Origin of the sequence: Pseudoalteromonas sp. T1lg65 (assembly GCF_051930985.1) — a bacterium.
Taxonomy (GTDB): Bacteria; Pseudomonadota; Gammaproteobacteria; order Enterobacterales; family Alteromonadaceae; genus Pseudoalteromonas.
The window spans coordinates 2263746-2276692 of sequence record NZ_CP196837.1 but is presented as its reverse complement, the minus strand read 5'-3'; the positions used below and the strand labels follow the sequence as shown (position 1 = coordinate 2276692).

Annotated in this window: 14 protein-coding genes; 4 read left to right on the top strand and 10 right to left on the bottom strand. The window is 43.5% G+C overall.

What is annotated here, in order from left to right:
* Positions 1–84 precede the first annotated feature (84 nt).
* A complete protein-coding gene (locus ACSLBF_RS09930; protein ID WP_440053260.1) occupies positions 85–966 on the top strand; it encodes an NAD(P)-dependent oxidoreductase in 882 nt (293 codons plus the stop codon).
* A 251-nt stretch (positions 967–1217) separates the two neighbouring features.
* Here the strand turns inward: ACSLBF_RS09930 and ACSLBF_RS09925 are convergent, their stop codons facing one another.
* The 7 genes from ACSLBF_RS09925 to ACSLBF_RS09895 all read right to left on the bottom strand — a co-directional run bounded on the left by ACSLBF_RS09925 (position 1218) and on the right by ACSLBF_RS09895 (position 7728).
* Positions 1218–1925, bottom strand: a complete 708-nt coding sequence (locus ACSLBF_RS09925; RefSeq protein WP_440053259.1) for a M15 family metallopeptidase — start codon at positions 1923–1925, stop codon at positions 1218–1220.
* Positions 1894–3021 carry a succinyl-diaminopimelate desuccinylase gene (gene dapE / locus ACSLBF_RS09920; protein ID WP_440053258.1) on the bottom strand — a complete coding sequence of 376 codons (1128 nt, stop codon included), beginning with the start codon at positions 3019–3021 and terminating at the stop codon, positions 1894–1896. Before dapE ends, ACSLBF_RS09925 begins: the two co-directional genes overlap by 32 nt.
* Positions 3021–3368 (bottom strand): ArsC family reductase, encoded by a 348-nt coding sequence (locus ACSLBF_RS09915; RefSeq protein ID WP_440053257.1) that lies wholly within the window; start codon positions 3366–3368, stop codon positions 3021–3023. Before ACSLBF_RS09915 ends, dapE begins: the two co-directional genes overlap by 1 nt.
* Positions 3365–3877, bottom strand: coding sequence for a PTS glucose transporter subunit IIA (locus ACSLBF_RS09910; RefSeq protein WP_440053256.1), 513 nt, complete (start codon positions 3875–3877; stop codon positions 3365–3367). Before ACSLBF_RS09910 ends, ACSLBF_RS09915 begins: the two co-directional genes overlap by 4 nt.
* Complete coding sequence (locus tag ACSLBF_RS09905; protein WP_440053255.1) at positions 3874–4254, bottom strand: ACT domain-containing protein; 381 nt, start codon at positions 4252–4254, stop codon at positions 3874–3876. Before ACSLBF_RS09905 ends, ACSLBF_RS09910 begins: the two co-directional genes overlap by 4 nt.
* A 122-nt stretch (positions 4255–4376) precedes the next feature.
* Positions 4377–6524 (bottom strand): phosphate acetyltransferase, encoded by a 2148-nt coding sequence (gene pta, locus ACSLBF_RS09900; RefSeq protein ID WP_440053254.1) that lies wholly within the window; start codon positions 6522–6524, stop codon positions 4377–4379.
* A 1-nt stretch (position 6525) separates the two neighbouring features.
* A complete protein-coding gene (locus ACSLBF_RS09895; RefSeq protein ID WP_440053253.1) occupies positions 6526–7728 on the bottom strand; it encodes an acetate kinase in 1203 nt (400 codons plus the stop codon).
* A gap of 151 nt (positions 7729–7879) precedes the next feature.
* Here ACSLBF_RS09895 and yfbV point away from each other — a divergent pair, with 151 nt between their 5' ends.
* The gene (gene yfbV, locus ACSLBF_RS09890; RefSeq protein ID WP_440053252.1) at positions 7880–8326 is read left to right on the top strand and encodes a terminus macrodomain insulation protein YfbV; all 447 of its coding nucleotides are present in this window, start codon (positions 7880–7882) and stop codon (positions 8324–8326) included.
* Positions 8327–8345: 19 nt separating this feature from the next.
* On the opposite strand, the gene rlmA is transcribed toward yfbV, so the two are convergent.
* The 3 genes from rlmA to xthA form a co-directional block, all read right to left on the bottom strand.
* Positions 8346–9149, bottom strand: coding sequence for a 23S rRNA (guanine(745)-N(1))-methyltransferase (gene rlmA, locus ACSLBF_RS09885; RefSeq protein ID WP_440053251.1), 804 nt, complete (start codon positions 9147–9149; stop codon positions 8346–8348).
* Positions 9146–9769: an energy-coupling factor ABC transporter permease gene (locus tag ACSLBF_RS09880; protein WP_440053250.1), complete on the bottom strand. Its 624-nt coding sequence runs from the start codon at positions 9767–9769 to the stop codon at positions 9146–9148. Before ACSLBF_RS09880 ends, rlmA begins: the two co-directional genes overlap by 4 nt.
* An 87-nt stretch (positions 9770–9856) precedes the next feature.
* The gene (xthA, locus tag ACSLBF_RS09875) at positions 9857–10666 is read right to left on the bottom strand and encodes an exodeoxyribonuclease III (RefSeq protein ID WP_440053249.1); all 810 of its coding nucleotides are present in this window, start codon (positions 10664–10666) and stop codon (positions 9857–9859) included.
* A gap of 157 nt (positions 10667–10823) precedes the next feature.
* On the opposite strand from xthA, the gene ACSLBF_RS09870 reads away from it, so the two are divergent.
* On the top strand, positions 10824–11342 hold the full coding sequence (locus ACSLBF_RS09870; RefSeq protein WP_440053248.1) for an exonuclease III: 519 nt from the start codon (positions 10824–10826) through the stop codon (positions 11340–11342).
* 154 nt (positions 11343–11496) lie between these two features.
* Positions 11497–12732, top strand: a complete 1236-nt coding sequence (locus tag ACSLBF_RS09865; RefSeq protein WP_440053247.1) for a DEAD/DEAH box helicase — start codon at positions 11497–11499, stop codon at positions 12730–12732.
* Positions 12733–12947 lie beyond the last annotated feature (215 nt).

Here is a 12947-nt window from a genome sequence, read left to right as displayed (position 1 = left end):
ACATGAAATTCATTTGCTATGACTCTGATGCTCGGGTATAAAATCTCCATTCTCATAAAGATAACAGTGAAATAGGACAGAAATATGTCAGTGAAGGTCGCTTTTTTAGGCTTAGGTGTAATGGGTTATCCAATGGCCGGACATTTGCGCAGTGCAGGTCATCAAGTAACGGTTTATAACCGAACTCAAGTAAAAGCTCAGAATTGGGCTGAAGAGTTTTCTGGAGATTACCAGTCGACACCTAAACAGGCCGTTGCCGACTGTGACTTAGTATTCATGTGTGTCGGTAATGACGATGATTTGCGTTCAGTCGTTTATGGCAAAGAAGGCGTGTTAGCAGGTATCAAGTCGGGCGCTATCTTGGTTGATCATACAACGACTTCGGCGAAAGTCGCTCGCGAGGTTGCTGAACAAGCAGCGCTGCAATCAGTTGACTTTATTGATGCTCCGGTGTCTGGAGGCCAAGCGGGTGCTGAAAACGGTGTACTGACAGTTATGGCTGGTGGAAACCGTGAGGCATTTGAAAAAGCACAACCTGTGATGGCGGCGTATTCTCGCTTTAGTCAATTGCTGGGTGATGTTGGTGCCGGACAGTTGTGTAAAATGGTCAATCAAATCTGCATTGCAGGTGTCGTTCAAGGTCTTGCTGAGGGGCTTCACTTTGCCAAAAAAGCCGGTTTGGACGGCGAAAAAGTGGTTGAAACCATTGCCAAAGGCGCGGCTGGTTCATGGCAGATGGAAAACCGTTATAAAACCATGTTAGCTGGAGAATACGAGTTTGGTTTTGCTGTTGATTGGATGCGTAAAGATCTGGGAATTGCCCTTGATGAGGCGCGCAGCAATGGCTCAAGTTTGGCGTTAACTGCGTTAGTTGATCAATATTACGCCGATGTACAAGCGATTGGTGGGGGTCGTTTTGATACCTCTAGTTTGCTTGCAAGACTAGACGCGTTACACGAAAAATAAACGTTCGGAAAACGGTTGCTTAGGGCCTCTGTTGTTCTTTGTTGTTTGATTTTTATTCACTTTAGTGGGTTTTGAGCGCGGCGCTCAAAGCCCACTGAGGTGAAATCGAAGGACAACGCTTGATTGGCATTTCTACGACGTAATCGCCTGACTCACATAGAATCACTATGCTACGCAGGCTCTGCCTTGTATCAATGCCAAGCAAACGGCTGTAAAAACAAACTTGAAACATCAACAGGCCCTAGCACACGCTAAGCAACATTAATAATAAAGCGCTCATAAAGCTCAGGAAGGTGAGCGAGAATACAATCCTTGCCTTGCACATCATGTTCTCTGATCACATTGGCAATCGCCGTTACAGACTGCACAGGAGTTAACTTTGACGCGGTGGCTCTATGGCTAATATGCCAAGGCTCCGGGGCGACGCCTTGACGGTACTCATCATAAGGTCGATAGAAGCCAAAACGCGCTAAGTTGTTATCCAGCCATCGATTAAATTCATAAAGGTAACCACTGTCTTGATATTCCCAAGGCTCGAGCTGAAGGTTTTGACCTGTAGGGATACAGTTGCTGGCGAATACGTCGAGATCGCTGCCAAAATGGTGTCGACTTGCCCCTGGAAGCGCTGAAAACAGCATTATTGCATGGATCTTGGCCAGCTCATCAAGTGAAGAAAGATCTACTTGATCACCACTTAAGTCGTAAACGGGACGTTTTGAGGCAAATTTGGCATTCCAAATCTGCATCTGACGCTCAAACCCTCGATAAGATGAAGCAATAGCAAACGTAAAACCTGCCTTTTTAGCTGCCTCTACTAAACTATTAAGATCTGCGACGATCTCACCATGCACTTGCCTGCCTTGAAAATCGACCAAGTGGCTTTGATCTAAGCCACAAGCGATGCGCTCAGTGATAGTTAAGCAGCCGTTAGACAAACAACTTCTCCAAGATTTTTTCATAGATCAACGCAAGTTGGTCTAAGTCGTCACAGCTCACACACTCATTAACTTGATGTATAGTGGCGTTAATAGGACCTAACTCAATGACTTTGCAGCCTGTTTGCGCGATAAAACGACCATCTGAAGTGCCACCTGTTGTTTCTGGATTACTATCGATACCCGTTACTTCCTTGATTGCCTCTAACGTGACGTCAAGTAGTGGACCTGGCTCTGTTAGAAATGGCAGTCCATTAACAATCCAATTGAGCTGATAATCCAAGTTGTATTTATCTAAAATGGCGATGACATGATGTTGCAGTTCTTCTACGGTGACTTCAGTGCTAAAACGAAAATTAAACTGAACGCTTAATTCACCGGGGATCACATTGCCAGCACCTGTTCCACCATTGATATTTGATATCTGAAAGCTCGTAGCTGGAAAAAATGCATTGCCTTGGTCCCAAGTGGCTTGGCTTAATTCAGCCAGTGCCGGAGCAGCCAAGTGGATTGGGTTTTGCGCTAGATGAGGATAGGCGACATGGCCTTGTTTCCCTTTGACCTTGAGATGACCGGTGAGAGAGCCTCGACGTCCATTTTTAACAACGTCACCAAGCTTGTGTCGAGACGAAGGTTCACCCACTAGACACATATCAATTTTTTCGTTTCTAGCTTCTAGCAAATCTACAACACGAGTCGTGCCGTTTACAAATGGACCTTCTTCATCAGACGTAATTAAAAATGATATCGACCCGGGATGATTTGGATTTTTCGCAACAAAGCGTTCTGTAGCAACCACCATCGCGGCGAGAGAGCCTTTCATATCTGCGGCGCCACGGCCATGCAAAACACCATCGACGACTTCGGCCGAGAAAGGAGGATATTGCCATGCTGATTCTTCACCGACAGGGACAACATCGGTATGTCCTGCGAAGCAAAAATGTGGCCCTGAGTCGCCTCTACGCGCCCAGGTATTTAAGGTATCAACAAAAAAGTGTTCTTCTATATTAAAGCCTATTTTCGCAAGCCGAGTGTTCATCAATTGTTGGCAACCAGCATCATCTGGCGTGACAGAGGCTCTTTGAATTAATGCTTGTGCAAGTTTAACAACGTCACTCATTAAGCAAATATCTCATCGTATTGTGCTGCTTTAAAGCCCACATAATATTTACCTTGGTATTGTAAAATAGGTCTTTTGATCATGGCTGGCGCGTCTAACATATATTGTTGAGCAGAGTTGCTGTTTAAATTTTGTTTTTGTTCATCACTGAGTGCTCGGTAGGTTGTACCACGTTTATTCAACACTTGTTCCCAGCCAAGCTCAGCGACAAATTGACTCAATAACTCAGCACTTAGGCCATCTTGACGGTAATCATGAAAAGTAAAATCGTGGTTGTTGTCTTGTAGATATTTTTTTGCTTTTTTTATGGTATCGCAGTTACTGATCCCAAACATTGTGATGGTCATATTGAACATGCCCTTGCTATGGTAATTATTGGCTCTTTGGCCGCGGTTACTTGTTGTAGGGGATAATAACACGCCCCCAATTTTTGTGCATTGAGCAACACAATCGCTGCAAAAGTCTTTGCCTCATCAAGTGGTACGTCAAAAAAGCATAAAGGTTCACCTAATTTGACGTGTTGTTTACCAAAGCAGTTAGCCTTTAAGTACTCTGCTTTAGCGTACTCATTGGCAACTTCTAAGTTTAGTAAGTAGCGCAGGCCATTACTGCCTTTGAGGATATACTCTCGGCTATTTTTTCTTATTTGCTCAATGATGCCATTGCATGGCGATAACAACAAAGGCACGTTAAGTTGCACACAAACACCGATACCTAATATACCTGAAGCGATAGTAGGGTTGGGGTGGTGAGATAATGGCAAAACTTTACCTGTGAATGGGCTTGGTATATTCGCAATTGGGTTTGCAATTTGCGAAATCGGGCGATATTGAACAGGAGCAGATAACTGGATCAAAGGAGCAAGTACCCGTCTTTGGTTAGCGCTTTTTCAGCAGTTTGAATTTGGTTCTGTTTTACCAGAATATAATCAGTGTCGTATGTCGAGATGGTTAGAATAGACACATTGGCTTTTGCTAGCACACCCGAAATATTCGCCATGATCCCAGTGAGAGAAAACCCCAGTGGACCAATTATTTCAAATGCTCGCCATTGTGACTCTGCGGCAAAGCTATCCACTTCTATGCTGGAAGGGCAGACTATCGATAATTCGTCACTAGTTTTGGCAATAAAGAAAACATCACAGGCCAATACCGCAGCTGGCACCGTAGCGTCATTATCTAGGCTATGTATCGTAAATTCTTGTTTTAGCAGCTGTAATGTTTGCTTCGACATAGCTCAACCTATAAATTTGCTTCGTTTTAGTATAGCCGAGTTGTAAGTATCGCTAGAGTAAATTACCTGTTAAATGGATGCAACGAGAGATTAAAGCCCAACACGTAGTTGGGCTTAATTTACTATTGGTCGTTTTGCTTCGCTTGAATCGCGGTCAGTGCAATGGTGTAGACAATATCATCAACCAGCGCGCCACGGCTAAGGTCGTTAACTGGCTTTCTCATGCCTTGCAGCATCGGTCCAATACTGATCAGCTCAGCACTCCTTTGCACCGCTTTGTAGGTGGTGTTACCAGTATTGAGGTCCGGGAATACAAACACCGTAGCTTTACCGGCAACTTTACTATTAGGCGCTTTTTTCTTGGCGACATTTTCCATGATTGCAGCATCATACTGCAATGGTCCGTCGATATCTAAATCTGGACGCTTTTGTTGGGCTATTTGTGTTGCTTCTCGTACTTTATCAACATCGGCGCCTTGTCCAGAAGTGCCAGTGCTGTAACTGATCATTGCAACTCTTGGTTCGATTCCAAATGCCGCTGCTGAATCAGCGGATTGAATTGCAATATCAGCCAATTGTTCCGCGGTTGGATCCGGGTTGATGGCGCAGTCGCCATAAACGAGTACTTGATCTGGCAGCAACATAAAGAACACCGAACTTACCAAAGACGCTCCGGGGGCTGTTTTAATCAGCTGTAGCGGTGGTCGTATGGTGTTTGCTGTGGTGTTTACCGCACCTGATACCAAGCCATCCACGACTCCTTGTGCCAACATCATTGTGCCCAAGACCACATTGTCTTGTAGCTGTTCCTCGGCAACAACCTCAGTTAATCCTTTGTTTTTTCGTAATTCAACCATGGGGGCAATGTATTTTTCGATTTCTTGCTGAGGCTCCAAAATGGTCACATTGCTGTTTAATTCCACGCCTTGCTGTGCTGCGATACGTTCAATCTCGTCACGCTCACCAAGCAATACAGTCTTTGCGATATTACGTTCGCCACAAATTGCCGCAGCTTTGATGGTTCTTGGTTCGTTTCCTTCAGGCAGCACGATGGTTTTATTCGCTTTACGAGCCAAATCAGTCAGCAGAAACCTAAATGCTGGCGGCGAAAGCTTACGTGTTTTAGCGACGCCTTTGGTTAAACTATCTAGCCAATCATTATCAATGTGGGCGGCATTGTGCTGTTTTACTTTTTCAATCCGTTGTTCATCGTCGCTTGGTACTTCCATATTAAAATTGTGAAGTAGCAATGAAGTGCGCCAAGTGTCCGCCTCCGTAGCTAGGATAGGTAAGCCCGTTTCCATCGCTTGCTCACAAAGCATCATGATTTTGGGTTCGGGTTTAAATCCACCAGTCAGTAAAATAGCACCGATTTTTGTACCGTTCATCGCAGATAGACAAGCCGCAACCAAAATGTCAGAGCGATCACCTGGCGTTACCAATAACGCACCTGGAGTAAAGTGATTAAGAATATTAGAGACGGTTCTGGCGCAAAATGTGACGCGACGAAGGCGACGGTGGATCATATCGCCGGCATTTATGACCTCTGCTTTCATGTAATTACAAAGATCAATGACACGAGGTGCAACTAAGTCAAAGTCCCAAGGGATGGCTCCTAACAGCATAAATGGATGTTTACGGAATATAGGTAACGAAGCAAGGCGGTTCATTTCGTTTTCGAGTTCTTCGGGCTTATACTGGTCGACTAAATCAGCGCGAGCACGACCATCTTCATCTAGCGGGGCATTTACCTTATTGAAGATGCAGCCCAATACCCGTGAATGATTAACACCGCCATAGTTACCTGCGGCGATTTCTAAGCGGTCTTCTAATTGCTCGTTATTGTCGTTACCGGGTGTGAGTACAAAAATGATATCGGCACCAAGCGTTTGTGCGATTTCACGGTTAACACGACCTGCATAAGGTTGGCGACGTGTTGGCACCATGCCTTCGATAATGGCTACCTCGTCGTCCTGAATGACGCTTTCAAAGCGCTCAACGATTTCTTCTAGCAAGTCATCGCCCTTGCCATCTCCAATCATTTGCTCAGCATAACTGAGCTCAAAAGGTGTTGGCGGCTGAATTGCAGAACCTTGCTGGATGATCAAGGTCGATTTTTCAGGACCTTTATCGTCTTTTCTTGGTTGAGATATAGGCTTGAAAAAATTAACTTTAACCGCTTTTTGTTCGAGTGCGCGGACAATACCAACCGACACAGCAGTTAACCCAACCCCTGTTGAGATTGGAATGAGCATAATACGTCGACCCATATTAGTTTACCTCTTTGGCCAATTTTGCTGCGTCGTTAGCTATCATCCACTCTTCATTCGTTGGGATAACAAGAGCGCATGCTGAGTTACTGGATTTGGTAATTTTACCTGATTGGCCAAAACGAGCCGCAAGATTCGCATCTGAGTCTATTTCAAACCCTAAGAAAGAAAGGTGTTTGACCACTTTAGTTCGGATCACATCCGAGTTTTCACCAATTCCACCGGTAAACACCAAGGCATCTAATCCTTCCAGTGGGACAAGGAAGCTGGCGATTTGTTTTGCCAAGCGATAACAAAAAATATCTAGCGCTAACTGAGCTTGTGGGTGATGCTCAGCTGCCGCCTCTTCGATGGTGCGACAGTCGTTAGACAATTCGCTAATCCCCAGTAATCCACTTTGTTTATTTAATAATGTATCGATCTGTTGCGTAGAATAATTTAGTTGATTTACCAAAAAGGAAAAAAGTCCTGGGTCAATATCACCGCTGCGCGTCCCCATCACTAGGCCTTCAAGTGGAGTTAGTCCCATACTGGTATCAACGGATTTACCATCTTTAATTGCTGCAACTGAACATCCATTACCTAAATGCGCCGTAATTATTTTTGAAGGCTTGTTGTTTAACCCTAACTTTTCGATTGCTTTAGCCGATACATAAGCATGGCTGGTGCCGTGGAAGCCATAGCGTCTGACTCCGTGGTCACGATACAATGCATAGGGCAGAGCATAAAGGTACGCAACTTGATCCATTGACTGGTGGAATGCCGTATCAAATACCGCAACTTGTGGTAATGTACTAAAGGCGGTTTGAGCTGCTTTGATGCCGAGCAGATTCGCAGGGTTGTGTAGTGGAGCTAGGCTTGCAGTTTCTTGGATAGCCTGCAAAACTTGGTCATCGATAATCACTGAGTGGGTGAACCTTTCCCCACCATGTACCACCCGATGACCGACAGCAACTAGGTGAGTATCCAGAGATAACTGCTTAATTAGCCCAACCAGTGTCTCGATGGCGACTTGATGCGCGTCTCCACTATTGAGTGTGATGGATTGTTTGTTGCCTTGGTACTTGTATTTTACTTGTGGGCTTTGCTCGGCAAGACGTTCTGCAAGACCGGATAAGACTTCGTCCCCGGTTGAGTTGTCGATGATGGCGAATTTAAGGCTTGAACTTCCACAATTAAGAACCAAAACATGCTGAGATGACATAATGAGTTTCCGTTTTGACAATAACAGTTATCACGTATTAAGCTTAAAGCATAAGCGCATTTAAGCTACGTATTAGACTAAGGTATAGTTGACAGTTAAGACGTTAATTTTACCTGATTATTTAAATAAAAGTTAGCACCTAGGAGTGACGATGCAAAAAAGTCTTATTTCACAAGTGCAACTTGGACGTCAGTACTCGAAAGAGTGGCCTATGCGCAAGGAGTTGGCGCCTTTATTCGCTGAATTTAGAGTGATTAAAGCGACAGAATTAGCATTGAACACCATGCCAATGTTGGCAATATTTACCTTATTTTTGCAAACTAGTCAGCTTGGTCATGAGTACCTGCCTCAGGCGATAGCGGTTGCACTTTTCTTTTTGTCATTACCTCTTCAGGGCCTACTATGGCTAGGTAAGCGAGCAGAAACACCGTTAAATCCGGCGCTGTATAGTTGGTATACTGAACTGCATCAAAAAATGGTTGCTAACGGTTACGATATTCCACTGACCAGCCGCAAACCAAGATATCGTGAACTGGCTCGGTTACTAAAAGATATGTTCGAAAAAATGGATAAAGCGTTCACCCAAGAAAACCTGTAAGGTTCTTGGGTGATTTTGTTTATTTCGCCAACCTGTACTCACTGACGTAAAACGAATAAGTCACACAGAGAGACTCAATTTTTTGTAATCGGTCAAGATGCTCTTGTTTAAATTTCCACGCAAACGGTGTCATTGTGATCAAGTTTTGCGCATTATCAAATTCAATGGGGCGGGTTAACTCTAACGGAGTTTGCTCCACTAGCTCAAACCCGTTTGGTGTTGCTGGAGGCGTATGTAGCTTTACGTCATCATAAATAATCGATTTAAATTCGAATAGATGCTTGGGGCCTGGTGAAATGATAAATAGGGTGCCATCAGGTTTTAGCAAACGAGCAAGTTCTTGGTCAAATACTGGTGCGAAGATACTGACAATAACATCGGCACACTGCGACTCAAATGGCGATTCTTTGGTGGATGCCACGCTAAAGTGAACATGTGGGTAACGCTTAGCTGCGTAGCGAACCGCCGTTTTGGCGATATCAATCCCGTACACATCAGCTTCTTTACATTGCTTGGCAATTTCGTTGGTATAAAAACCCTCACCACAACCCAAATCTAAGACTGTTAGAGGATGCTTTGCAGCACATTTAGCTGCAACAATGTCGCGCAAAAAGTGGTAATGCTCGGTCTCAAAAAAAGCTCTTCTTGCCATAACCATTTCTTTGTTATCTCCTGGTTGCTTGGACTTTTTATTTTGTACTGGCAGCAGGTTTACATAGCCTTCTCTGGCAATGTCAAAGTGATGATTATTATTACAGACGTAGCTGAAGCCACCTTTAAACAGCGATTGCTGGCATAAAGGGCAGCGATAATTGGCAGTCATTTGTCTAGGTAGTCCTTATCATAAAAGGTTTTCACCCAATGTGGTTTGTAGGTGATGAGCAACGTCATGGCCATGCCGTTTAGCATTGCTTCAGGGAACCACATTATAATGGAAAAATGCAGGTAATTGTCTGCTAATTGTGGCCAAGTATACAGTCCCTCAAAGTAGAAAAACATGGCACTGGATAGAATCTTTAGGCAGCCGACCGTACCTGCGAATATAAACGCACAAACAAAGATATAGACAAAAAAATGTCTCGGTAAGTAGGTGTAACATAACAAAAATAGAAAATAGCTGAGATAGCAGGGTAGTAGTGCGCTAAACAGCCAAAAATTCGCAAACTCATATAACGAAAGCGTATTGAATACGCCATGTAATAACGCGGCTAATGTCACGCTGAGAGTACCCATTCGCAAGCCTAAAGTGAGGCTTACGGCGGTAATACCAAGTATATGAATATTGAGTTGGGGTAATATTCCCGCCTTTATTTGCCACAGTAAGCAGAGGATGACAGCACAGCTCAATACGCCAGTCTGTCTAGCAGGCGTTGATAACAGACTGTGATAAGCCGATTTATCAAGGCTACAAGCAAATGCTATGAGGGAGATAATTAATGTCACTGCCACACCCAACTATGCGCAATTGTGATTGGCCTATTCCAATTGTTTAGAATAGGCCCTTCCTATATTAGTTTAAATACGGACCCGTTACAGTTCGAATGTTGCCCAAATTGGCGCGTGATCTGATGGCTTTTCAATTCCTCTTAATTCGTAATCAATGTCACTTTCTACACATTTTTCCATAAGAGGTTGAGTTGCCAAAATCACATCGATACGTAGTCCTCTATTATCGTCAAATCCCTTAGAGCGGTAGTCAAACCACGAATATTTATCAGTCGCCTCAGGAGTCAGCTCTCTAAATGTATCTTTAAAGCCCCAATCTAGTAGTGTCTTCAGCCACTCACGTTCTTCAGGTTGGAAAGAGCATTTACCGGTTTTTAACCACCGTTTACGGTTTTGCTCGCCAATACCGATATCTAAATCGGTTGGTGAAATATTAATATCACCCATTACCACTAAGTTACTGAGTGGATCGGCAAAATCATTCAAGTGCCCCATTAAGTCTGCATAAAATTGCCTTTTATAGGGGAACTTGGTTTCGTGATTAATGTTATCCCCTTGTGGAAAGTAGCCGTTCATTATGGTGACTTCTTGGCCTGAATCAGAGCAAAAAACACCGGTAATCATGCGTTTTTGAGATTCTTCAGTGTCTGTTGCAAATCCTTTTTGTATGCTCTTTGCTGGTTTTTTTGAAAGCAGTGCGACACCGTAGTGCGCTTTTTGACCATGGAAATAGACGTGGTAGCCCAAAGCTTCAACATCGTCGACCGGAAATGCTTCGTCATGTACTTTTATTTCTTGCAGGCCGATAACATCTGGTTGGTGTTTTTCAATTAATGCCTGGAGCTGGTGTAGTCTTGCTCTTAGTCCATTGATATTAAATGAGATTATTTTCATGATTGTTATGTCAGTAATTTTTTATGGTCGCAGTTTAACACTTTTACATGATGCGATCAGTTCAAAAAGTAAAGAGGCCTTGTGAATTTGTTAATTTTTGACCAGTTGTATTCGAGGTGTTAAATAAGGGTTTCGGTACATGTGAATAGGTTATTAAATGCACAAAAATGCATGGTTTAGCTATTTACAAAGCAAATCCGATAACTATAATGCGCCTCGAATCGTTCACTTGGGGTATATTATGCTTAAATCTCTCACTCTTCTTGGTATGTTATCTGTAGCTTCATCAAACGTTTTTGCTTCACAAGTAGAATACGTTAGTAAAGATGCATCTGTAGAAACCAAAGTTTGTACAATTGCTGCGGAGCAAGGCTTTGAAGCCGCTCGCAAACATGCTTCTTCTGTAGGTCTATTTATCTCTCGCTTTTCACCAAGCGTGAAGTGTAATGGCACAGATATTCGCGAATTTGCTAAGCTTTCATCTCGCGAAATTAAGGAAGAGAAAAAGGTTTCATTGTTTGCTAAAAATGATGACCGTGCCACTGAACTATGCCTAGAAGCAGTACGCACAGGCTTAAAAGGTCGCCGTATCGGTAACCAGCGTGTGGACAACTTACGTTGTAACAACATGCCAGTTCAACAGTTTGTAAAAGAATTTAAAAACGCAGCTATCTAATTCGTTTTATATAGTGTGTCAAAGAGGGTGCTTAGGCGCCCTTTTTTAATGGTATTATAACAATAACATTTGTCAGAATTATCAATATAACCTCAGTTCAAGTTAACAGAAATTTGTTATACTGCGCGCCATTCATATTTCTTAATCGAACGTCATGACCTTTACCGAACTTCAGCTAAATGAAGCCCTAATTCAAGCAGTTGCAAAATTGGGATTCCAGGAAGCGACAGCAATACAAGCACTTACTATTCCAATCATTTTACAAGGCAGCGACGTCGTTGCGAGCGCTCAAACAGGTACAGGCAAAACCGCAGCGTTTATGCTACCGATTTTGCATCAGCTACTTATTAAACCTCGCCAAGAAGGCAGAAACCCAAGCGTTCTGGTCTTAGCGCCAACCAGAGAACTTGCTCAGCAAGTAGCCAATAGCAGTATATCTTTTTGCGAACATACAGACATTCAAGTCACATGTCTTTACGGTGGTGCCAATATTGGTCCTCAGGAAAAAAGCCTAAGGGCAGGTACCGATGTCGTTATAGCCACGCCCGGACGGTTACTTGATCATCTGATTAAAGGGTCGCTTAGTCTGGATAATATCACCCACTTGGTGTTTGATGAAGCGGACAGAATGCTTGATATGGGTTTTATGGGTGAGATTAAACGCATCATGCGTAAGGTACCTAATAGTAGACAAACTTTATTGTTTTCAGCCACCGTGGATGAATCGATATTAAAGCAGGTGAGCGGTTGGCTAAATAATCCAACAAGAGTGGGGGTTGATACAGAAAACCAAGCAGCTGCAACTGTCGAACAAATTTTTTACTCAGTAGATGAAGAGCGAAAGCGAGAGTTAATTTCGCATCTGATCGGCAAAAACAACTGGCAACAGGTACTGATTTTTACACGGACCAAAAACAGTGCAGACGAGTATGCTAGCGAACTCAATAAAGATGGACTCGCTACTTTGGCGATCCACGGTGATAAAACTCAGGGGGCTCGGGATAAAGCGCTAGCCAAATTTAAATCTGGTGAAATTCGAGTGCTCGTTGCAACTGATGTTGCAGCCAGAGGTATTGATATTGAGTCATTGAACTATGTGATCAACGCAGAACTGCCTTATGTCGCTGAAGATTATATTCATCGCATCGGGCGTAGCGGTCGCGCAGGAAAAACTGGTCAGGCAATCTCTTTGGTTACCGTGGATGAGCAGTGGTTACTAGAAGAAATTGAAATTTTATTGGATGCGCGCTTGGTGCCTCAGTGGTTACCGGGCTATGAGCCTGATTTGACGCGAGAGCCTAAAAATAATCGCCGAGACTCGGGAAAATCGCAGAAACAACGTGATAAAAAGCGCATATTAGGTGCTCGCACTAAGCGTCGAAGAAGATAATAGAGACTTGCCGTGATATAGGAATGATGCAATTTATATCAAGGTTGATTGAAATCGTTAGGAGTTTTAATTTTTGTGTTCTTTTAAGTTAACACTCTAATTTTTGACTTAATCAGTTAGCGTAACGTTAAAGCGTAAAGGAAGTGTTTTCAGTTTGCGATTTAGGTGGTTATAGCAAGCTAAAACAGCGCCTACTAGTTGTGGCGCTGTACACG

Bases quoted from the DNA above. Each gene is read 5' to 3' on its own strand.
- dapE (WP_440053258.1), bottom strand. From the start codon at position 3,021: ATGAGTGACGTTGTTAAACTTGCACAAGCATTAATTCAAAGAGCCTCT.
- ACSLBF_RS09905 (WP_440053255.1), bottom strand. From the start codon at position 4,254: ATGTCGAAGCAAACATTACAGCTGCTAAAACAAGAATTTACGATACAT.
- ACSLBF_RS09870 (WP_440053248.1), top strand. From the start codon at position 10,824: ATGCACAAAAATGCATGGTTTAGCTATTTACAAAGCAAATCCGATAAC.
- yfbV (WP_440053252.1), top strand. From the start codon at position 7,880: ATGCAAAAAAGTCTTATTTCACAAGTGCAACTTGGACGTCAGTACTCG.
- pta (WP_440053254.1), bottom strand. From the start codon at position 6,524: ATGGGTCGACGTATTATGCTCATTCCAATCTCAACAGGGGTTGGGTTA.
- ACSLBF_RS09895 (WP_440053253.1), bottom strand. From the start codon at position 7,728: ATGTCATCTCAGCATGTTTTGGTTCTTAATTGTGGAAGTTCAAGCCTT.
- ACSLBF_RS09915 (WP_440053257.1), bottom strand. From the start codon at position 3,368: ATGACCATCACAATGTTTGGGATCAGTAACTGCGATACCATAAAAAAA.
- ACSLBF_RS09865 (WP_440053247.1), top strand. From the start codon at position 11,497: ATGACCTTTACCGAACTTCAGCTAAATGAAGCCCTAATTCAAGCAGTT.
- ACSLBF_RS09930 (WP_440053260.1), top strand. From the start codon at position 85: ATGTCAGTGAAGGTCGCTTTTTTAGGCTTAGGTGTAATGGGTTATCCA.
- rlmA (WP_440053251.1), bottom strand. From the start codon at position 9,149: ATGACTGCCAATTATCGCTGCCCTTTATGCCAGCAATCGCTGTTTAAA.
- xthA (WP_440053249.1), bottom strand. From the start codon at position 10,666: ATGAAAATAATCTCATTTAATATCAATGGACTAAGAGCAAGACTACAC.
- ACSLBF_RS09925 (WP_440053259.1), bottom strand. From the start codon at position 1,925: ATGAAAAAATCTTGGAGAAGTTGTTTGTCTAACGGCTGCTTAACTATC.